Source organism: Acidovorax sp. Root568, assembly GCF_001427445.1.
Lineage (GTDB): Bacteria > Pseudomonadota > Gammaproteobacteria > Burkholderiales > Burkholderiaceae_C > Acidovorax > Acidovorax delafieldii.
In genome coordinates this window covers 1-21,255 of the sequence record NZ_LMGP01000014.1, presented here as the reverse complement: position 1 = coordinate 21,255, position 21,255 = coordinate 1, and the positions used below count along the sequence as shown (strand labels likewise).

17 protein-coding genes and 1 pseudogene are annotated in these 21,255 nt (G+C 64.9%); 17 read left to right on the top strand and 1 reads right to left on the bottom strand.

Going from position 1 to position 21,255, the window contains the following annotated elements; genetic code table 11:
- Nucleotides 1–110 precede the first annotated feature (110 nt).
- The 6 genes from ASD75_RS09695 (at nucleotide 111) to ASD75_RS09670 (ending at nucleotide 7,058) form a co-directional block, all read left to right on the top strand.
- A complete protein-coding gene (locus ASD75_RS09695) occupies nucleotides 111–1,091 on the top strand; it encodes an ABC transporter permease (RefSeq protein WP_015012584.1) in 981 nt (326 codons plus the stop codon).
- The gene (locus ASD75_RS09690) at nucleotides 1,091–2,308 is read left to right on the top strand and encodes a M20 aminoacylase family protein (protein WP_015012585.1); all 1,218 of its coding nucleotides are present in this window, start codon (nucleotides 1,091–1,093) and stop codon (nucleotides 2,306–2,308) included. Before ASD75_RS09695 ends, ASD75_RS09690 begins: the two co-directional genes overlap by 1 nt.
- 97 nt (nucleotides 2,309–2,405) lie before the next feature.
- Nucleotides 2,406–3,989, top strand: coding sequence for an ABC transporter substrate-binding protein (locus tag ASD75_RS09685; RefSeq protein WP_056059145.1), 1,584 nt, complete (start codon nucleotides 2,406–2,408; stop codon nucleotides 3,987–3,989).
- Between the two features lie 128 nt (nucleotides 3,990–4,117).
- A complete protein-coding gene (locus ASD75_RS09680) occupies nucleotides 4,118–5,029 on the top strand; it encodes an ABC transporter permease (protein ID WP_056059141.1) in 912 nt (303 codons plus the stop codon).
- A 32-nt stretch (nucleotides 5,030–5,061) separates the two neighbouring features.
- Nucleotides 5,062–6,048, top strand: a complete 987-nt coding sequence (locus tag ASD75_RS09675) for an ABC transporter ATP-binding protein (RefSeq protein ID WP_056059952.1) — start codon at nucleotides 5,062–5,064, stop codon at nucleotides 6,046–6,048.
- On the top strand, nucleotides 6,045–7,058 hold the full coding sequence (locus ASD75_RS09670) for an ABC transporter ATP-binding protein (RefSeq protein ID WP_056745239.1): 1,014 nt from the start codon (nucleotides 6,045–6,047) through the stop codon (nucleotides 7,056–7,058). The genes ASD75_RS09675 and ASD75_RS09670 overlap by 4 nt, the downstream gene beginning before the upstream one ends.
- 153 nt (nucleotides 7,059–7,211) lie before the next feature.
- Here the strand turns inward: ASD75_RS09670 and ASD75_RS09665 are convergent, their stop codons facing one another.
- Nucleotides 7,212–8,132 carry a LysR family transcriptional regulator gene (locus ASD75_RS09665; RefSeq protein WP_056745237.1) on the bottom strand — a complete coding sequence of 307 codons (921 nt, stop codon included), beginning with the start codon at nucleotides 8,130–8,132 and terminating at the stop codon, nucleotides 7,212–7,214.
- 161 nt (nucleotides 8,133–8,293) lie between these two features.
- Between ASD75_RS09665 and ASD75_RS09660 the strand changes: the two genes are divergently transcribed.
- From ASD75_RS09660 to ASD75_RS09610, 11 genes and pseudogenes are all read left to right on the top strand, one after another.
- Nucleotides 8,294–10,414, top strand: a complete 2,121-nt coding sequence (locus ASD75_RS09660) for a 3-hydroxyacyl-CoA dehydrogenase NAD-binding domain-containing protein (RefSeq protein WP_056745228.1) — start codon at nucleotides 8,294–8,296, stop codon at nucleotides 10,412–10,414.
- Nucleotides 10,415–10,538: 124 nt separating this feature from the next.
- A complete protein-coding gene (locus ASD75_RS09655; RefSeq protein WP_056745227.1) occupies nucleotides 10,539–11,714 on the top strand; it encodes an acetyl-CoA C-acyltransferase in 1,176 nt (391 codons plus the stop codon).
- A gap of 43 nt (nucleotides 11,715–11,757) precedes the next feature.
- Nucleotides 11,758–12,954 (top strand): acyl-CoA dehydrogenase family protein, encoded by a 1,197-nt coding sequence (locus ASD75_RS09650; protein ID WP_056745226.1) that lies wholly within the window; start codon nucleotides 11,758–11,760, stop codon nucleotides 12,952–12,954.
- Nucleotides 12,955–12,964: 10 nt separating this feature from the next.
- A complete protein-coding gene (locus ASD75_RS09645; protein WP_056745224.1) occupies nucleotides 12,965–14,089 on the top strand; it encodes an acyl-CoA dehydrogenase family protein in 1,125 nt (374 codons plus the stop codon).
- Nucleotides 14,090–14,093: 4 nt separating this feature from the next.
- Nucleotides 14,094–14,930: an oxepin-CoA hydrolase, alternative type gene (locus ASD75_RS09640; RefSeq protein ID WP_056745849.1), complete on the top strand. Its 837-nt coding sequence runs from the start codon at nucleotides 14,094–14,096 to the stop codon at nucleotides 14,928–14,930.
- The gene (locus ASD75_RS09635) at nucleotides 14,927–16,177 is read left to right on the top strand and encodes a CaiB/BaiF CoA-transferase family protein (protein ID WP_056745222.1); all 1,251 of its coding nucleotides are present in this window, start codon (nucleotides 14,927–14,929) and stop codon (nucleotides 16,175–16,177) included. The genes ASD75_RS09640 and ASD75_RS09635 overlap by 4 nt, the downstream gene beginning before the upstream one ends.
- A gap of 75 nt (nucleotides 16,178–16,252) precedes the next feature.
- The gene (locus ASD75_RS09630; RefSeq protein WP_056745220.1) at nucleotides 16,253–17,260 is read left to right on the top strand and encodes a tripartite tricarboxylate transporter substrate binding protein; all 1,008 of its coding nucleotides are present in this window, start codon (nucleotides 16,253–16,255) and stop codon (nucleotides 17,258–17,260) included.
- Between the two features lie 174 nt (nucleotides 17,261–17,434).
- Nucleotides 17,435–18,448 carry a tripartite tricarboxylate transporter substrate binding protein gene (locus tag ASD75_RS09625; RefSeq protein WP_056745218.1) on the top strand — a complete coding sequence of 338 codons (1,014 nt, stop codon included), beginning with the start codon at nucleotides 17,435–17,437 and terminating at the stop codon, nucleotides 18,446–18,448.
- An 8-nt stretch (nucleotides 18,449–18,456) separates the two neighbouring features.
- The gene (locus ASD75_RS09620) at nucleotides 18,457–20,022 is read left to right on the top strand and encodes a class I adenylate-forming enzyme family protein (protein ID WP_056745216.1); all 1,566 of its coding nucleotides are present in this window, start codon (nucleotides 18,457–18,459) and stop codon (nucleotides 20,020–20,022) included.
- Nucleotides 20,023–20,207: 185 nt separating this feature from the next.
- A partial coding sequence (locus tag ASD75_RS09615; protein ID WP_235511593.1) for an electron transfer flavoprotein subunit beta/FixA family protein occupies nucleotides 20,208–20,903 on the top strand: 696 nt, incomplete at its 5' end.
- Nucleotides 20,904–21,255: pseudogene (locus ASD75_RS09610) on the top strand (electron transfer flavoprotein subunit alpha/FixB family protein); the annotation flags it as partial.

The following is a 21,255-nucleotide window of genomic DNA, read 5'->3' as shown; positions in this document are numbered from 1 at the left end:
GCCGTGCGGCCCTTGCTTTCTTTGGTATATCTGACGATGTATTGACCCGCAGTGCCTCAGCCACCAAAAGTGGCGGCGGCACTTCCATCGAACACTCACTCGACTCTCTGATGCTTGCCTTTATTTTGCGCCGCCTGATACAGGCTGTGATTGTCATGGTCACGGTGGCCTTCATCTCCTTCATGCTGTTCCAGTACGTGGGAGACCCCGTGGTGTTCCTGCTGGGCCAGGACGCCACCCCCGAGCAGATCCGCGAGTTGCGCAGCGCCCTCGGCTTGGACAAATCCTTCTTTGTGCAGTTCTGGCACTTTCTGGTGAATGCAGCGCAGGGTGAGTTTGGACTGAGCCTGCGCCAGGGGGCCAAGGTGTCGCGCCTGATTGCCGAGCGCTTCCCGGCCACTCTCGAGTTGGCGCTGGTAGCGGCCCTCCTCGCGCTGGTCATTGGTGTGCCGATGGGCGTGTATGCCGCCCTCAAGCGCGGCACCTTCACCAGCCAGCTGTTCATGACACTGTCCCTGCTGGGAGTGTCCCTGCCCACCTTCCTGATCGGCATCTTGTTGATTTTGGTGTTTGCCGTACACCTGGGCTGGTTCCCCAGCTTTGGTCGGGGTGAGGTCGTGCAGCTGGGCTGGTGGAGCACCGGCTTGCTCAAGGCCAAAGGCTGGCACCACATCACCCTGCCTGCGATCACGCTGGCCATCTTCCAGCTCACGCTGATCATGCGGCTGGTGCGGGCCGAAATGTTGGAGGTGCTGCGCACCGACTACATCAAGTTCGCCCGGGCTCGTGGCCTGTCCAATCGGGCCATCCATTTTGGCCACGCCCTCAAGAACACTCTCGTGCCCGTGCTGACCATCACAGGTCTGCAACTGGGTGGCCTGATCGCCTTTGCCATCATTACCGAGACGGTGTTCCAGTGGCCAGGCATGGGCCTGCTGTTCATCCAGGCTGTGACCTTCGCTGACATTCCCGTGATGGCCGCTTACCTGTGCCTGATTGCGTTGATCTTTGTGGTGATCAACCTGGTGGTGGACTTGCTGTACTTTGCGGTCGATCCTCGACTGCGCGTTGGCAAGGCAGGAGGCCACTGATGCAAGGCCCCCGTTTGAAAGCTGGTGGCCGCGCCTTCGCTCACATCGCGCAGTACCACCCTGAGTTGACGGCACTGCGGCGTGACCTGCATGCCCATCCGGAGCTGGGTTTCGAAGAGATCTACACCAGCAAACGCGTCAAAGAAGCGCTGAAGCTCTGCGGTGTGGATGAGATCCACGAGGGCATCGGGCGCACGGGTGTGGTGGGCGTCATTCGTGGGCGCAGCAGCGCCAGCGGTAGCATGGTGGGCTTGCGCGCCGACATGGATGCCCTGCCGCTGACCGAGCACAACGACTTCGCCTGGAAGTCCTGCAAGCAGGGCCTCATGCACGGCTGCGGCCATGACGGCCACACCGCCATGCTGATTGGCGCTGCGCGCTACCTGGCCGAAACCCGCAACTTCGATGGCACCGCCGTGCTGGTGTTCCAGCCGGGCGAAGAAGGCTTTGCCGGTGCCCGCGTGATGATGGAAGACGGGTTGTTTGACCGCTTCCCCGTGCAGTCCATCTTTGCCATGCACAACTGGCCCGCAATGAAACCCGGCACCGTGGGGATCAATGCCGGTCCGATGATGGCAGCCGCCGACCGCTTCACGGTCGAGATCACTGGGCGTGGCGGCCACGGCGCGCACGCCTACCAGACGGTGGACGTTGTGCTGGTCGCGGCCCACATCATCACCGCTGCGCAGAGCATCGTTTCGCGCAATGTGCGGCCCATCGACAGTGCGGTGGTCAGCCTGTGCGCGATGCAGGCAGGCGACCTGGGTGCCTTCAGCGTGCTGCCCGGCACGGCCACGCTAGTGGGCACCGTGCGCACCTTCGACCCGCTGGTGCAGGAGATGGTGGAAAAGCGCCTCAAGGAGTTGTGCAGCGCCATTGCGCTCGGCTTCGGTGCCACGGCCACGGTGCACTACGAACGCATCTACCCCGCCACCATCAACAGCGAAAGCGAAGCCATCTTTGCGGGCGATGTGGCCGAGTCGCTGCTGGGGGCCGACCACGTGGTGCGCGACCTGGAGCCCAGCATGGGCGCTGAAGACTTCTCTTTCATGCTGCAGAACAAGCCGGGGGCCTATCTGCGCATTGGCCAGGGCACAGGATCGAGCGGCAGCGCCTTGCACAACAGTCGGTATGACTTTAACGATGACATCCTGCCGCTGGGCGCTGCGCTGCACGCCAGCCTGATCGAGCAGGCCATGCCGCTGCCCGCGCTCTGATCAGGCGCGGGCGTCTGACTTCTACACGCACACACCGCTCACCCACCGGAAGTCTTCGTACCCTTCCATCCCACCCTTTCACTACCAGGAGATTTCCATGAAATTCCAGAAAAAAGTCGCTGTGACCGCTCTCTTCGCTGCGCTGGCTGCGACGAGTTTGGTAGCTCAGGCACAGACCGTTCGCATCGCCAACCAGGGCGATGCCCTGTCGATGGACCCGCACTCACTCAACGAGTCGCTGCAGCTGAGCGTGACCAGCAACGTTTACGAACCGCTGGTGGGCCGCAACAAGGACCTGAGCCTTGCGCCCGCATTGGCTACCAGCTGGAAGCAGATTGCCCCCACCGTGTGGCGCTTCGAACTGCGCAAGGGTGTGCAATTCCACGACGGCACGCCGTTCACGGCTGACGATGTGGTGTTCAGCTTCGCCCGCATGAAGGGCGATGGCTCTGACATGAAGGCCACCAACAGCGACATCAAGCAGGTGCGCAAGATCGACGACCACACGGTCGAGATCGACACCATGGCTCCCCAGCCCATCCTCCCGGACGTGATCACCACGTCCTACATCATGAGCAAGAAGTGGTGCGAGACCAATCAGGCCACAACCCCGGTAGACCGCCGCAAGGGCATCGAGAACGCGGCGTCGTTCCGCGCCAATGGCACCGGCCCCTTCCGCCTGCGTGAGCGCCAGCCCAACGTGCGCACGGTGTTCGTGCGCAATGGCGCCTACTGGGACAAGATCGAAGGCAACGCCACCGAAGTTGTGTTCACGCCCATCGGCAACGATGCCACGCGCGTGGCGGCCCTGCTGTCGGGCGAAGTGGACGTGATGGAGCCTGTGCCCGTGCAGGACATCGAGCGTATCAACGGCAGCGCCAATGCCCGCGCCATCACTGGCCCTGAGCTGCGCACCATCTTCCTGGGCATGGACCAGAAACGCGACGAGCTGCTGTACTCCAACGTCAAGGGCAAGAACCCCTTCAAGGACAAGCGCGTGCGCCAGGCCTTCTACCAGGCCATCGACATCGAAGGCATCAAGAAGACCGTGATGCGCGGCGCCTCCAACCCCTCCGCGCTGATGGTGGGCCCCGGCATCAACGGCTTCCAGCCGGATGTCAAGCGCCTGCCCTATGACGTCGAAGCCGCCAAGAAGCTGATGGTTGAAGCCGGTTACCCCAACGGCTTTGAAGTCACCATGAACTGTCCCAACGATCGCTACGTGAACGACGGCCGCATCTGCCAGACGGTGGCTGCCAACCTGTCGCGCATCAACGTCAAGATCAACCTCGCGGCCGAGACCAAGGGTACGTACTTCCCCAAGGTGCTGCGCCGTGACACGAGCTTCTACATGCTGGGTTGGACCCCCACCACCTACGACTCGCACAACGCCCTGAATGCGCTGATGATCTGCCCCGACGACAAGACCGGAGCGGGCCAGTTCAACCTGGGTGCGTATTGCAACCCCAAGCTGGACGAACTGACCAAGAAGATCCTGGTCGAGACCGACAAGCCCAAGCGCGATGCCATGATCAAGGAAGCCTTCGATGTGCACACCGCCGACGTGGGGCACCTGCCACTGCACCAGCAGGCGCTGGCCTGGGGTGTGAGCAAGAAGGTCAAGCTGGTGCAGATGGCCGACAACTACATGCCTTTCAAGTGGATCACCGTGAGCAAGTAATCCGGCTTGTTCCCGCCTGATCGATACGACGACTACAACAACGACAACGCCACCGGCTGATTCAAGCCCGCAACAACACCCGCAGCTACCCGTTGCGCGTGTTGTTGCCTGTTGATTGGTTTCCCACAATGAAAACTACCCTTGCCCGCTGGTTCGACAGCGACGTTGGCTACAGCTTCCGCACATCGCCGGTCGCCATGCTGGCCGCCGCCATTGCGCTGATTTGCCTGTTCTGTTCGGTGTTCGCCGGATGGGTGGCGCCCCACAACCCGTTCGACCTCACCACGCTGGAGCTGAGCGACGCGCGGCTGCCCCCGGCGTGGAGCGAAATGGGCTCCATGAAATACCCCCTGGGCACCGATGACCAGGGCCGTGACATCCTGTCCGCGCTGATCTACGGTGCGCGCATCTCCCTCGTGGTCGGCATTGCCTCGGTGCTGCTCTCCGTGGTGGTGGGTGTGGCCTTCGGCCTGCTGGCCGGTTTCCGGGGCGGCTGGGTGGATGCTGTGCTCATGCGCCTGTGCGATGTGATGCTCTCCTTTCCTGCCATCCTGGTCGCGCTGCTGATTGCTGGCGTGGGCCGTGCGCTGTTTCCCAATGCGCACGAGTCGCTGGCGTTCGGGGTGCTGATCCTCTCCATCTCCCTCACCGGCTGGGTGCAATATGCCCGCACGGTGCGCGGCTCCACGCTGGTGGAGCGCAACAAGGAATACGTGCAAGCGGCCCGAGTGACGGGGGTCCCACCGCTGCGCATCATGCGCAAGCATGTGCTGCCCAACGTGATGGGGCCCGTGCTGGTGCTGGCCACCATCCAGGTGGCCACGGCCATCATCACCGAGGCCACGCTGTCTTTCCTGGGGGTGGGCGCTCCGCCCACTTCGCCCTCGCTGGGCACGCTGATCCGCATCGGCAACGACTACCTGTTCTCGGGCGAATGGTGGATCACCGTGTTTCCTGGCGCCATGCTGGTGCTGATTGCGCTGTCGGTCAACCTGCTGGGTGACTGGCTGCGCGATGCCCTGAACCCGCGCCTGCGTTGAGCCACAACAAGAACAAGAAAAGCGATATCTCCATGAGCCTTCTCGAAGTCAAAAACCTCGTTGTCGAATTCCCGGGCCGCCGCGGTACCCTGCGCGCCCTGGACGACATTTCCTTCTCCATTGCGCCCGGCGAGATCCTGGGCGTGGTGGGGGAGTCCGGCGCCGGCAAGTCACTCACCGGCGCGGCCATCATCGGCCTGCTGGAGCCGCCGGGCCGTGTGGCCTCGGGCCAGATCCTGCTGGAGGGCCAGCGCATCGACAACCTCAGCAACGAGGAAATGCGCCACATCCGTGGTCGCCGCATTGGCGCCATCTTTCAGGACCCTCTGACCTCGCTGAACCCGCTGTACACGGTGGGCCGACAGCTCACCGAAACCATCCTGGCGCACCTGCCGGTCAACGCCGCTGAAGCGCGCCAGCGTGCCATCCAGTTGCTCAAGGACACCGGCATTCCGGCGGCTGAAGAGCGCATTGACCACTATCCGCACCAGTTTTCCGGCGGAATGCGCCAGCGTGTGGTGATCGCCCTGGCCCTGGCGGCCGAGCCCAAACTCATCGTGGCCGACGAGCCGACCACGGCGCTGGATGTGTCCATCCAGGCGCAGATCATCACGCTGCTCAAGAACATCTGCAAATCGCGCGGTGCAGCCGTGATGCTGATCACCCACGACATGGGCGTGATTGCCGAAACCTGTGATCGCGTGGCTGTGCTGTACGCCGGTCGCGTGGCCGAGATCGGCCCGGTGCACGATGTGATCAACAAGCCGTCGCACCCCTACACGAGCGGGTTGATGGCCTCCATCCCCGACATGACGATGGACCGTGAACGTTTGAACCAGATCGATGGCGCCATGCCGCGCCTGAACGCCATTCCCCGTGGCTGCGCCTACAACCCCCGCTGCCCCAAGACCTTTGACCGCTGCATGACCGACCGCCCCGACCTGATGGATGCAGGCGCTACACGCGCTGCTTGCTGGCTGCACGCTGGTGCCGCGACCCAAGCCGAGGTGACCGCATGAGTGCCACCGCAACGAAAAGCAAGGCCCTGGTCCAGGCGCATGACCTGGCCAAGACCTTTGACGTCTCCGCTCCCTGGCTCAACCGTGTGATCGAACGCAAGCCCCGCACCCTGTTGCATGCGGTGGATGGCGTGAGCTTCGAGATCGAGAAGGGCAAGACGCTGGCTCTGGTGGGCGAGTCCGGCTGCGGCAAGAGCACCGTGGCCCGCCTGCTGGTGGGGTTGTACGAGCCCACCCGCGGCGGCCTCACCTTCGACAACCAGGACGCGCACGCCGCCTTCAAGGGCAACAATGCCAAGGCCATGCGCCGCCGCATCCAGATGATCTTCCAGGACCCGTACGCCAGCCTGAATCCGCGCTGGCTGGTGGAGGACATCATCGGAGAGCCGCTGAAAGAACACGGCCTCATCACCGACAAGGAACAGCTCAAAACCCGCGTGGGCGAGTTGCTCAAGTCCGTGGGGCTGTCGCCGCTGGACATGGTCAAGTACCCGCACCAGTTCTCGGGCGGGCAGCGCCAACGCATCTCGATTGCACGCGCCCTTGCCACCGAACCCGAGTTCCTGGTGTGCGACGAGCCCACCAGCGCACTCGATGTGTCGGTGCAGGCCCAGGTCCTCAACATCATGAAGGACCTGCAGCGCGAACGGCAGCTCACCTACCTGTTCATCAGCCACAACCTGGCCGTGGTGCGCCACGTGAGCGATCAGGTCGGCGTGATGTACCTGGGCCGACTGGTGGAGCTGGCCGACAAACACACGCTGTTTGATACGCCGCGTCACCCCTACACGCGCATGTTGCTCGATGCCATCCCCAAGATGCACGACACCGGCAAGGCGCGCACACCGGTACAGGGCGAGGTACCCAACCCGTTGAACCCGCCGCCCGGCTGTGCGTTCAACCCGCGCTGCCCCCATGTGAATGACCGCTGCCGCACCGAGCGCCCCCAGCTCCTGAGCATTGGCGGCATCCGCATTGCGTGCCATGCGGTGGAGGAAGGGCGGATTTGATGCCAGCCGCCACGCGGGTGTGCTGACGCGCGGCGGAGGGACTCATCCCGCATTGCTAATGTCGCAGTAGCGATTGCTATCAATAAACTAGCTGCTAGTGCAATGAATACCTGCGCTTGCGGCTATTTTTGCTTGTAAACGCGCAGAAGATGCTCATCCTGGCTCCGCAGTCACTCCTTGGCCGGCTGCTGGCAGGGCACGCCCCAGCAGGTAGTCAATGCAGGTGCGCACTGCCCGGGTCTGGTGGCGGTTGGGCATGTAGAGCATGAACATCTGGGTGCCAAAAATGCTCAGCCGCCAGTCGTCGAGTGTGGTAAGCACTTCCCCGCTGGACACGGCGTCCTGCACCACGTAATCCGGTACCAGCCCTACGCCCAGCCCCGCCAGGATGCCCTGGCGCAGAAACGGAAAGTGCTCCGAAATGAGGGTGGGCTCCAGCAGGGCTTCCTGGCGCTGGTCACCCCGGTACCCGCGCAGGCGCAGCTGCTTGCCCACCACCCCTGCGGTGATCACCGGCGCGGCCTGCAGCGCTTCAAAGCTTTGGGGCAGCCCATGCGCCTCGGCGTACCCCCGCGATGCGCAGGCGATGTAGCGCACGCTGCCCAGGTCGCGCGCCACCAGCGTGGGTGGGGGCTCGGGCATCACGCGGATGGCGATGTCCACCTCATCGCGGATGAGGTCGTCCACCCGATTTTCAAAGCGCACATCCAGCACGATGCCAGGGTACAGCCGCTTGAAGTCGATCAGCCAGTCTGACATCACCATCTGCCCGTAGCCACTGGGCACGCTCAGGCCCACGCGGCCCTGCAGGCCCTGGCCCAGCGTGGCAATGGTCTCGCGCGCAGCCAGCATCTCGTTCTGAATGGCGCGGCCATGGGCATACAGGCGCAGGCCCACCTCGGTGGGCTCCACCCGGCGCGTGGTGCGGCGCACCAACTGCACACCCACTGACTTTTCGAGCTGGTGCAGGTGGTAGCTGACGTTGGCACGGGACATCTTCAGGTTGCGGGCGGCCTGGCTGAGGTTGCCGGCATCGAGGATGTCGACCAGCACGGTGAGGGAGGTGAGTTCCATTGAACAGGGAGGCGGCACGTGATGCCGTTGCGGGGGTGTTTGTCAAAAGGCGTTTGACAGTCTGTCAACAGGCTATGTAATTGTCAAGATAACTTCACGCATCAACAATCACCGAGTCATTCACAGGCAGTCAATAGCCATCGACCAGGAGACTTTCCAGCATGGGCGCCGCCATTCCCGCATCTTCCGTTGTCACAACCGCGCTGCAGGGCGATGTGCTTGTCGTCACCATCGACAACCCACCCGTCAACGCCCTGGGCGCCGCCGTGCGCCAGGGCCTGTTGGCCGCCATGCTGCAGGCGCAGGCCGATGCCGCCGTGGCGGCTGTGCTGCTGGTGGGCGCCGGCAAGGCCTTCATTGCCGGGGCGGATATCCGCGAATTCGGCAAGCCACCGGTTGCTCCCATCCTGCCCGAGCTCTGCCGCGCCATCGAAAACCTGAACAAGCCCGTGGTCGCCGTGCTGCACGGCGCAGCGCTGGGCGGTGGGCTGGAGGTGGCTTTGTCGGCCCACTACCGGCTGGCCTTGCCCGCCGCCACGCTGGGCCTGCCCGAGGTGAACCTGGGCCTGCTGCCCGGCTCGGGCGGCACGCAGCGTGCCCCGCGCCTGATGGGCGTGCAGGCTGCGACCACCCTCATGCTCAGCGGCCAGCCTCTCAAGGCCCAGGCCGCGCTGCAAGCCGGCCTGGTTGACAAGCTGGTGGAAGGCACCCACCCGCTGGCCGCAGGCCTGGCCTACGTGCGCGAACTGCTGGCTGCCAACGCCCCCGTGCGCCGCACGCGTGACCTGGCCATTGCCGAGCCGCAGGCTGCGCTGGCCTGGCTGGACGCACAGAAGGCCGAGACCGCCAAAAAGTCGCGCGGCCTGTTCTCTCCCCTCAAGATCATCGAATGCGTGCAGGCCGCGTTGCAACTGCCGTTTGACGAAGGCATGGCCCGCGAGCGTGCGCTGTTCATGGAGTGCCTGGACAGCCCGCAGCGCGCCGGTCTCATCCACGCTTTTTTTGCCGAACGCGAGGTCGTCAAGGTGCCCGAAGCACAGGCCGCACAGCCGCGCCCAGTGGCCAGCATTGCCGTCATCGGCGGCGGCACCATGGGCGCGGGCATTGCAGTGGCAGCCCTCGATGCCGGCTTGCCGGTGACCATGATCGAGCGCGATGCCGAGTCCATTGCCCGGGGCCGCGCCAATGTCGAAAAGGTCTACAACGCCCTGGTGGCCAAGGGCCGCATGACCGATGCCGCCCAGGCCGCCGTGATGGCGCGCTACACCGGTAGCACCAGCTATGCCGACATCGCCAATGTGGATCTGGTGATCGAAGCCGTGTTTGAAGACATCGAGGTCAAGAAGGCCGTGTTCCGCGAGCTGGACCGCGTGTGCAAGCCCGGTGCCGTGCTGGCCACCAACACGTCCTACCTCGACATCGACGCCATTGCCGCCGCCACCGGCCGCCCGCAGGATGTGATCGGCCTGCACTTCTTCAGCCCCGCCAACATCATGAAGCTGCTGGAGATCGTGGTGCCCGCCAAGGTGGCGCCCGACGTGGTGGCCACGGCGTTCGAGCTGGCCCGCAAGCTGAAAAAGGTGCCTGTGCGCGCGGGCGTGTGCGACGGCTTTATCGGCAACCGCATCCTGGCTGTCTATAAGCAGGCCGCTGACTACCTGCTGGAAGACGGCGCCAGCCCGTATGAAATCGATGCTGCCGTGCGCGGCTTTGGCTTTGCCATGGGCCCGTTTCAGGTGACAGACCTGGCCGGTGGCGACATTGGCTGGGCCACGCGCAAGCGCCGCGCCGCCACGCGCGACCCACGGGCCCGCTACGTGGAGATTGCCGACCGCATCTGCGAACGCGGCTGGTTTGGTCAGAAGACCGGGCGCGGGTTCTACCTGTACCCCGACGGTGCCCGCACCGGCCAGCCCGACCCTGAGGTGCTCGCCATTGTCGATGCCGAGCGCGCCAAGAAAGGCGTCACGCCCCGCCGCTTCAGCGCCGACGAGATCATGCGCCGCTACATGGCCGCCATGGTCAACGAAGGCGCCAAAGTGGTGGCCGAAGGCATTGCCCTGCGCCCGCTGGATGTGGACGTGACCTTTGTCGCGGGCTACGGCTTTCCGCGCCACCGGGGCGGCCCGATGAAGTGGGCCGACATGACGGGGCTGGACAAGGTGCTGGCCGATATCCGCGAGTTCGCCCAGGAAGACCCGCTGTTCTGGCAGCCCGCGCCGCTGCTGGAAAAGCTGGTAGCCGAGGGGTGCAATTTCGACAGCCTGAACAAGGCTGCATAGCGCAGAGTCTGCCTGACCTGCATTGCACGCGAAGCGTTTTCCATCAGTCCCACCGTATTCGAGTCATATTGGCCTCTAGCGCTTTATGAATAAGCGCAAACAGCTATAAAATCAGGAGCAAATTATGCGTGAAGCCGTCATCGTTTCCACCGCCCGCACCCCATTGACCAAGTCTCACCGGGGCGAATTCAATGCCACACCCGGCCCGCAGCTGGCGGCCTTTTCCGTCAAGGCAGCGGTGGAGCGCTCGGGCATCGATCCCGAGTTGATCGAAGACCTGGTGATGGGCTGCGGCTACCCCGAGGGCATCACCGGCAAGAACATTGGCCGCCAGACCGCGCTGCGCGCGGGCCTGCCCCTTTCGGTGGCCGGCATGGTGGCCAGCCGGTTTTGCGCATCGGGTCTGCAGTCGGTGGCGATTGCCGCGGGCCGCATCGTGGCCGAAGGCGTGCCCGCCATGGTGGCGGGCGGGGTGGAAAGCATCTCGGCCATCCGGCCCGGCAACCCGGCAGACATCGACCCCTGGCTGCAAGAGCACAAGCCCGACCTCTACATGGCCATGATCGACACGGCCGACATCGTGGCCCACCGCTATGGCATCAGCCGTGAAGACCAGGACCTGTTCTCGCTGCAAACCCAGCAACGCACCGCCGCCGCACAGCAGGCGGGCGTGTTTGCTGACGAGATCGTGCCCTGCGCCGCACGCATGATGGAAAAGAACAAGGAAACCGGCGAGGTCACCTACCGTGAAGTGACCGCCACGCACGACAACTGCAATCGCGCCAGCACCACGCTGGAAGGTCTTGCCAAGCTGGAGCCGGTGAAAGGTCCGGGCCAGTTCATCACCGCAGGCAACGCCTCGCAGTTGTCCGATGGCTCCAGCGCATGCGTGCTCATGGAAGCGAAAGAAGCCGAGCGCCGTGGCCTGCAGCCCCTGGGCGCGTTCCGTGGCTTTGCGGTGGCCGGTTGCGAGCCCGACGAAATGGGCATTGGCCCCGTGTTTGCCGTGCCCAAGCTCCTGGCGCGCCACGGCCTCACGGTGCAGGACATTGACCTGTGGGAGATGAACGAAGCCTTTGCCTCGCAGGCCCTGTACTGCCAGCGCCGCCTGGGCATTCCGTCCGAGCGGCTGAACGTGAACGGCGGGGCCATCGCCATTGGCCACCCCTTCGGCATGACCGGCGCGCGCTTGGTGGGCCACCTGCTGCTCGAAGGCCGCCGCCGCAAGGCCAAGTACGGCGTGGTGACGATGTGCATTGCAGGCGGCATGGGCGCTGCAGGCCTTTTTGAAATCTTCTGACCCTGCGCCACACCACCGAACTCTGAACTGCAAGCGACCCGATATGGATCTGAATTTCACCCCCGAAGAAGAAGCCTTCCGCGCCGAGGTGCAGGCTTTTCTGAAAGCCAAGCTGCCCGAACGCATCGCCACCAAAGTCAAGGCCGGCCAGCGCCTGTCCAAGGCGGACCAGGATGAGTGGCACGCCATCCTCAACGAGCGCGGCTGGCTGGCCAACCACTGGCCCCAGGAATACGGTGGCCCCGGCTGGGGGGCCGTCGAGAAGTTCATTTTCGACACCGAGTGCGCCCTGGCCGGTGGCCCGCGCATCGTGCCGTTCGGTGTGAACATGCTGGGTCCGGTGCTCATCAAGTTCGGCAACGAGGCGCAGAAAAAATACTGGCTGCCGCGCATCCTGAGCGGCGAGGACTGGTGGTGCCAGGGCTACTCCGAACCCGGCGCGGGCTCGGACCTGGCCTCCGTCAAGACCACGGCGGTACGCCAGGGTGACCACTACATCGTCAACGGCCAGAAGACCTGGACCACCCAGGGCCAGCACGCCAACATGATCTTCTGCCTGGTACGCACCGACCGCGAAGCCAAGGCGCAGTCGGGCATCAGCTTCTTGCTGGTGGACATGAACTCGCCCGGCGTGGAGCTGCGCCCCATCCGCACGCTCGATGGCGACAAGGAAGTCAACGAGGTGTTCTTCACCGATGTGAAGGTGCCCGTGGAAAACCTGGTGGGCGAGGAGAACAAGGGCTGGACCTACGCCAAGTACCTGCTGACCTATGAGCGCACGGGCATTGCAGGCGTGGGCTTTTGCATTGCCGCGCTGGCCAAGCTCCAGGTGATTGCCGCCAAGGTCATCAAAAACGGCAAGCCGCTGGATCAGGACCCACTGTTTGCCGCCCGCATGGCCCAGGTCGAGATTGACCTGGAGAACATGAAGACCACCAACCTGCGCGTGATTGCCGCCGTGGCCGGTGGCGGCGTGCCAGGGGCTGAAAGCTCCATGCTCAAGATTCGCGGCACCGAGATCCGGCAGGAGATCCTCTCGCTCATCCGCCGTGCGGTGGGCCCGTACGCGCTGCCTTTCATCGAAGAAGCGCAGTACGAAGGCTATGCCGATGAACCCGTGGGGCCGAAGGAGGCAGCGACGGCAGCTGCGAATTACTTCAACTACCGCAAGCTGTCGATCTTTGGCGGCTCCAATGAAATCCAGAAGAACATCATTTCAAAAATGATCTTGGGCCTGTGAGGTTGCCGCGATGAACTTTGAACATACCGAAGACCGCCGCATGCTGGCGGACACCCTGAACCGTTTTGTGGCCGAGCAGTACGGGATCGAGACGCGCAACCACATCGCCTATGGCGATACCGGCACGGACCCGGCGCTGTGGGCCCGCTTTGCCGAGCTGGGCGCGATTGGCGCGCTGTTCCCTGAAGCAGACGGTGGCTTTGGCGGCGCAGGCTTTGACGTGGCCGTGGTGTTTGAAGCCCTGGGTGGCGGCCTGGTGGTGGAGCCGTTTGTGGGCGCGCTGGTGGTGGGCCGTGCGCTGGGCCTGGCGGGCAGCGCTGCGCAAAAGGAACACATCGCCAGCCTCATCGACGGCAGCACAGTGGCCACACTGGCGCATGAGGAACCCGGCGCGCACTATGCCCTGAACCGCGTGACTACCCGCGCCGTGCGCAGTGGCGATGGCTGGTTGCTGACGGGCCATAAGGCCGTGGTGCTGCATGGCGACCAGGCGCAGCTACTGCTGGTCAGCGCCCGCACCTCGGGAGCGCAAGAGGACGAAGAAGGCATCTCCCTCTTCCTGGTGCCAGCCGATGCCGCAGGCCTGAAGCGCCGTGGCATGGGGCGCATCGACGGAGGGCGTGTGGCCGATGTCACCTTGCAGAACGTGCAGGTGGGCGCGGGTGCCTTGCTGGGCGCCGAAGGGCAGGGCTTTGCCACCCTGGAGCAGGCCGTGGGCTGGGGCATTCTGGCCGTGTGTGCCGAGGCGCTGGGCGCCATGGATGTGGCCAAGAAGCACACGCTGGAATACCTGCAAACGCGCAAGCAGTTTGGTGTGCCCATTGGCAGCTTCCAGGCCCTGCAGCACCGCATGGCCGACCTGCTGCTGGAGGTGGAGCAGGCACGCTCTGCCGTCATCAATGCGGCAGCAGCCATGGACAGCACCGACCGCGAGCGTGCGCTGTCGGCCGCCAAGGTCACGATGGGCCGCATTGGAGCGCTGGTGGCTGAGGAAAGCATCCAGCTGCACGGCGGCATTGGCATGACGTGGGAGCTGCCCCTGTCGCACTATGCCAAGCGCCTGGTCATGGTGGATCACCAGTTTGGCGATGAAGACCACCACCTGGCGCGCTTCATTGCGCTGGGCCGGAGCTGAAGCCATGGAGCAGCCACAGCCTCTGCTGCAACGCCGCGAGGGCGCGGTGCTCGTGCTCTCCAACAACAACCCCGCTGCGCGCAATGCGCTGTCGCCCGCGTTTTACGCGGCGCTGACCGAGGCCTTGGCGCAGGCCGAGGCTGACCCCACCGTGGGTGCCATCGTGCTCACGGGCGAAGGCGGGCACTTTTGTGCGGGCGGTGACTTGCGCCAATTGGCCAAACGACGTGAGCTGCCCATTGAAGAGCGCCGCGCCAAGCTCGAAGGCCTGCACGACCTGATCCGCACCGTGCGCGATTGCCGCAAGCCGGTGATTGCAGCGGTGGAGGGCGCAGCGGCCGGTGCGGGCCTGTCGCTGGCGCTGGCCTGTGACATGCTGGTGGCTGCGCGCAATGCCGTGTTCTCGGTGGCTTACGTGAAGGTCGGTCTCACGCCCGACGGTGGCGCCACGGCCTTCCTGGCCGAGTTCGTGTCGCGCCAGGTGCTGACCGAGCTGTGCCTCACCGGCGAACGCATCTCTGGCGAGCGACTGCATGCACTCGGCCCGGTCAACCGACTGGCCGAACCGGGTGCGGCGCTGACCCAGGCATTGGCATTGGCCGCGCAGGTGGCCACCGGCCCGGACCTGGCCATGGGCCGCATCAAGGCGCTGTGCCGCAGTGCCTACGTCCAGCCACTGGACGACCAACTGGAGCTGGAAGCTCAGCTCATGGTGCAGTCGCAAGCCACCGAAGAATCCCGCGAAGGCATTGGTGCGTTTCTGGAAAAGCGCCCCGCCGATTTCGCCCGCCTGCGCCAGGTCAATACCGCTGGCGCGGGTACACAAGACACTACGCAATGACCTCCACCACCCCCACACCCGCATTGCCCGAGGGCATGGACTTCCCGCTCGAAGGCGTGCGCGTGCTCGACCTCTCGCGTGTGTTTGCGGGCCCGCTGTGCGGCCAGGTGCTGGCCGACTTTGGTGCGGACGTCATCAAGGTGGAACACCCCGGCCGGGGTGACGACACCCGCGACTGGGGCATGCGCATCGGCAAGACCGAGACCACCTACTACAACAGCATGAACCGCAACAAGCGGTCCATCACGGTGGATTTGCAGACGCCCGAAGGCGTGAAGATCATCCGCGACCTGCTGCCGCAGTGCGACGTGGTGGTCCAGAACTTCAAGACCGGCGGCGCCGAGAAGCTGGGCCTGGGCTACGAGCAGCTCAAGGCCATCAAGCCCGACCTCATCTACTGCTCGGTGGCGGGCTACGACAGCTCCGGCCCCGAGGCCAAGCGCCCCGGTTATGACCTGGTGATCCAGGGCGAGGCGGGTCTGATGGCCATCAACGGTGAGGCCAGCCAGCCCCCGCTGAAGTTCGGCGTGGCCGCGGTGGACATGATGACCGGCATGTATGCGGCGCAGGCCGTGCTGGCCGCGCTGTTCCGGCGGGAGCGCACGGGCAAGGGTCGCCACATCGAGATGGCGCTGTACGACTGCGGTCTGATGATCACCGGCTACTACGGCCTGGACGCCATGCTGCTGGGCCATGACCCGCAGCGCTACGGCAACGCCCACCCGTCCATCGTGCCCTATGGCATGTTCGAGGCGCAGGATGGTCCGCTCATCATCGCCGTGGGCAACAACAGCCAGTTCGACAAGTTCTGCCGTCAGGTGGTGATGCGCCCGGATATCGTGGAAGACCCTCGTTTTGCCACCAATGTCGAGCGTGCCCGCAATCGACTTGCCCTGCTGCCCGAGATGAAGGCGTTGATTGCCAGCTTCCCGCGTGATGTGCTGCTCGAACGCCTGACCGCTGCAGGCATCCCTTGCGGCCGCGTGGCCGGCCTGCATGAGGCGCTGACCAGCGAGCGTACGCGGCGTGGCGGCCTGCTGCAGGAAATGCCCCACCCCGTGGCGGGCACCACGCATGTGTTTGCGCCACCTTACCGGCTGGACGGCCAGCGCCTGCCCATCCGCAACGCACCGCCCACCCTGGGCGACGCCACGCGCGATGTGCTGCAGCAGCTGCTGCAACTGCCAGAGGCCGAGCTTCAGGCCCTGCGCGACAAGGGTGTCCTCACACTGCCCCCGCTTTTATAGCTATAAAAACGATAGCGAAATGCGCTCGCAGAACAAGCGCTATCGACCTTTTCCTATTGCCATCCGGAGACAAACATGAACTTCTTCCGTATTCCCCGCCGCAGGGTCCTGCAGGGCCTGGTCGCCCTCATCAGCACCGGCCTGCTGGGCTCGGCCCTGGCCCAGGCGGGCAAGGACGCCTGGCCTGCCAAGCCTATCAAGCTGATCGTGCCGTACCCGGCCGGTGGCGCCACCGACATCACCGCCCGCGCGCTGGGCGAGAAGCTCTCGGCCCGTCTGGGCCAGCCTGTTCTGGTGGACAACCGCGGCGGAGCCGGCGGGGTGACCGGCACCGACCAGGCGCTCAAGTCGCCAGCCGACGGCTACACCCTGCTGGTGTCCCTGGGCACCACCATGCTCATCAACCAGTTCCTGTACGACCGCCTGCCTTACCAGCCGCAAAAGGACCAGGCCCTCATCACGCAGATCGCGCTGGCGCCGGTGGTGCTGTTGGTCAACCCGCAGCTGCCGGTCAACAACGCAGCGGAGCTGATGGCCTACATCGACCGCAACAAGGGCAAGATCGCCTATGGCTCGTGGGGCATGGGTTCGTACGCCCACTTGGCGGGTGCATGGCTGTCCGACAAGCACAAGGCCGACATGAACCATGTGGCCTACAAGGGCGAGGCCCCCATGCTGCAGGACCTCGTTGGCGGGCAGTTCCAGATGGCGTTTGCCAGCCTGCAGTCGGCCCGGCCGTACATCGAATCGGGCCGCCTCAAGCCACTGGCCGTGACCGGCGCGCAGCGCATGGACGCGCTGCCCAAAGTGGCCACGATGGCTGAGCAGGGTATCAAGGACGAGGTCTTCCAGGTGACGGGCTGGGTGGGCATGAGCGCACCCGCGAAGACGCCGCCCGAAGTCGTAGCGCGGCTTGGCGTTGAGCTGCAGGCCGTGATCGCGATGCCCGAAGTGCGCGACCGCATCCAGCAGATGGGTTTCATCCCCGTGGGCAGCAGTCCCGAGCAGTTCAGCGCCCAGTTCAAGAAGGACGCACCGGTGTGGGAGCGCGTGGTGAAAGTGTCTGGCGCAAAGCTCGATTAACACCCCCCTGAGCCGCAGCGCGGCTTCCCCCCGCTCTCGCATGGCTGCGCCATGCGGGCAGGGGGACGCAGCCAGCGCGGCGGGGCGGCCCTTGCGCGGCTGCCCGCGCCTGGGCCGCGCCGGTTACGTCGGGCGTGGGTCAGCACAAAAGCTGAAAGTAAAAACGGATATCTGATGACGAAACAATCTCTTTTCCCCGCCGCCTTTTCGCGTCGCGCGGTGCTGTCCGCAGCTGCCGCTGTGTCGGCCATCGGCCTGCTGGGCACGGCCCCAGCGCACGCCCAGGCCTGGCCCAACAAGATGATCAAGCTCGTGGTGCCCTTCCCGGCTGGTGGCCCCACCGACACGGCCTCGCGTATCGTCGGCCAGAAGCTGGCCGAGCGGCTGAAGCAGCCCGTGGTGGTGGAGAACCGCGCGGGCGCTTCGGGCTCGATTGCCGCGCAGCAGATCGCCAAGACCCCTGGCGACGGCTACACGCTCATGATGCTGGCCACGCCCACGCTGTTGGCTCCGCACCTGTACAAAAAGGCGGGCTACGACACCACCAAGGATTTCGTGTCCGTGGCTACCGTGTACGACCTGCCCATCGTAGTGGTGGTCAACCCGGCGCAGATGCCTACCGTGACCGATCTGCAAAAGCTCATCACCCACGCCAAGGCGCGGCCAGGTCAGCTCAACTACACCTCCTCGGGCGTGGGCAGCTTTGGCCACCTGAGCATGGAGCTGCTCAAGCAGCTGGGTCAATTCGAGATGGAGCATGTGCCCTACAAGGGCGGTGTGCCCGCCATCACCGACACGCTGGGCGGCCAGGTGCCCATGATGTATGCCGACCTCGTGGCAGCGCTGCCCCATATCCAGACGGGCAAGCTGCGCGCCATTGCCGTGGGCTCGCCGCAGCGCGTGGGCGTGATCCCCAACGTGCCCACCATTGCCGAGCAGGGCTTCAAGGGCTTTGATGCCGTGTCGTGGGGCGGCCTGATGGCCCCGCTCGGTACGCCCAAGGAGGTGGTTGATCGCATCAGCACCGAAGTCAAAGCCATCCTGGCCGACAAGGAAGTGCAGGACAAGCTGCTCAGCGCCGGCGCCATCGCCAACTACCAGGGCCCGGACCAGATGGCCAAGCGCGTGAGTGGCGATTACGCCAAGTGGGGCCAGGTGATCCGCGACAAGGGCATCGTCTTCGAGTAAGTTGGGCCATGACCAACGCAACTGCCTCTGCCCCTTTGCCCCCATTCCGCCGGGTCTCCGATCTGCTGCGTGACAACGCGCAGCAGCGCCCGCAGGCCAGTGCCTTGGCCGATGACGACTCCGCGCTGGATTGGGCTGCGCTCGATGCCCTGGTGGACCGCGTGGCCGCATCGTTGCAGCAGGCGGGCCTGCGGTCGGGCGACGTGGTGGCCGTGTGCGCCGCGTCGTCGGTGCGTTATGCCGCCGTGTACCTGGGCGCCCTGCGTGCGGGTGTGGTGGTGGCACCGCTGGCGCCATCCGTCACGCCCGATGCGATGGCATCGATGCTGGGCGACGCCCAGGCGCGCCTGCTGTTTGCCGATGCGCAGGGTAGGGCGGCGGTGCCGCCGGCAGTGATGAAAGGCGCCGGTGTGCTGCCCCTGGTGGCGCTGGACGATACCGGTGCGGGCATGCCGTGGAGCGCATGGCTCGCTCCAGAAGGCGCCGCACCGCAGCCGGTGGACGTGGGGCCCGAGCACCCGTTCAACATCATTTATTCCTCCGGCACCACCGGCAACCCCAAGGGCATCGTGCAATCGCACGGCATGCGCTGGGCGCATCTGGTGCGCGGCCTGGCGCAGGGCTACGGCCCGGACAGTGTCACGCTGCTGGCAACGCCGCTGTATTCCAACACCACGCTGGTGTCGTTCTTCCCCGGCCTGTGCTGGGGCGGCAGCGTGCGGCTGATGCCAAAATTCGATGCGTTGCGCTACTTACAGACCGCGCAGCAGATCCGCGCCACGCATTCCATGCTGGTGCCGGTGCAATACCAGCGCATCCTGGCGCTGCCGCAGTTTGGCGAGTTCGACCTGTCGTCCTTTCGCGCCAAGTTCTGCACCAGCGCGCCGTTTCGTGCTGAGCTCAAAGCCGACATCCTGGCACGCTGGCCGGGCGCGCTGTACGAGTTCTACGGCATGACCGAAGGGGGGGGCACCTGCATCCTGGCGGCGCACGAGCACCCGGACAAGCTGCACACCGTGGGCCAGCCCGCATCTACCAGCGACATCCGCCTGATCGACGAAGAGGGCCATGAGCTGCCGCCCGGCGCCACCGGCGAGGTGGTGGGCCACTCGCCCGGCATGATGACCGGCTACCACCGGCAGCCCGACAAGACGCGGGAGGCCGAGTGGTTTGATGCCACCGGCAAGCGCTTCATCCGCACAGGCGATGTGGGCCGGTTTGACGCGCAGGGCTTTCTGACCCTGTTGGACCGCCGCAAGGACATGGTCATCAGCGGCGGCTTCAATATCTACCCCAGCGACCTCGAAGCCGAGCTGCGCAAGCACCCCGCCGTGGAGGACGTGGCCGTGACCGGCGTACCCTCCGAACAATGGGGCGAGACGCCTGTGGCCTTTGTGTGCCGCCGACCGGGCGCCACCGAAGACGCCACCCAGATCATGGGCTGGTACAACGCCCGGGCGGGCAAAACGCAGCGGCTGGCTGCGCTGCATTTCATCGACGAGCTGCCGCGCAGCGCGATTGGCAAGGTGCTCAAGCGCGAGCTGCGCGACCTGCACCGCGCGCTGTCGCACTGATCGATTTCCTGTTTTTTCAGAAAGACCCAACTATGAAAGTTCTCGTTCCCGTCAAGCGCGTGGTGGACTACAACGTGAAGGTCCGCGTGAAGTCGGACAACACGGGTGTGGACATCGCCAACGTGAAGATGAGCATGAACCCCTTTGACGAAATCGCCGTTGAAGAGGCCGTGCGCCTGAAAGANGTGAAGTCGGACAACACGGGTGTGGACATCGCCAACGTGAAGATGAGCATGAACCCCTTTGACGAAATCGCCGTTGAAGAGGCCGTGCGCCTGAAAGAAAAAGGCCTGGTGACCGAAGTCATCGCAGTCTCCTGCGGCGTGGCCCAGTGCCAGGAAACCCTGCGCACTGCCATGGCGATTGGCGCCGACCGCGCCATCCTGGTCGAGACCGACGTCGAGCTGCAGCCCCTGGCCGTGGCCAAGATCCTCAAGGCCCTGGTGGACAAAGAGCAGCCCGGTCTCATCATCCTGGGCAAACAAGCCATCGACGACGACGCCAACCAGACCGGCCAGATGCTCGCGGCCCTGGCCGACCTGCCCCAGGCCACGTTCGCCAGCAAGGTCGAACTGACGGCCGACAAAGTCAGCGTGACCCGCGAAGTGGACGGCGGCCTGGAAACCCTGGCCCTGACGCTGCCCGCCGTCATCACCACCGACCTGCGCCTGAACGAGCCCCGCTACGTCACCTTGCCCAACATCATGAAGGCCAAGAARAAGCAGCTCGAYACCGTCAAGCCCGAAGACCTCGGYGTGGACGTGGCTCCGCGCCTGAAGACCCTCAAGGTGACCGAGCCCGCCAAGCGCGGYGCTGGCATCAAGGTGGCSGACGTGGCCGCYCTGGTCGAAAAACTCAAGAACGAAGCGAAGGTGATCTAAATGTCGGTACTCGTTATTGCTGAACACGACAACGCGTCCATCAAGGGCGCCACGCTGAACACCGTCACGGCCGCAGTGGCCTGCGGCGGCGACGTGCACGTGCTGGTGGCCGGCCACAACGCCGGCGCTGCTGCACAAGCCGCCTCCAAAATAGCCGGTGTTGCCAAGGTCATCCACGCCGACGCCCCTGGCCTGGAACATGGCCTGGCAGAAAACGTGGCCGCGCAAGTGCTCGCCATCGCATCCAACTACAGCCACATCCTGTTCCCGGCGACTGCCAGCGGCAAGAACGTGGCCCCCCGCGTGGCGGCCAAGCTCGACGTGGCCCAAATCAGCGACATCACCAAAGTGA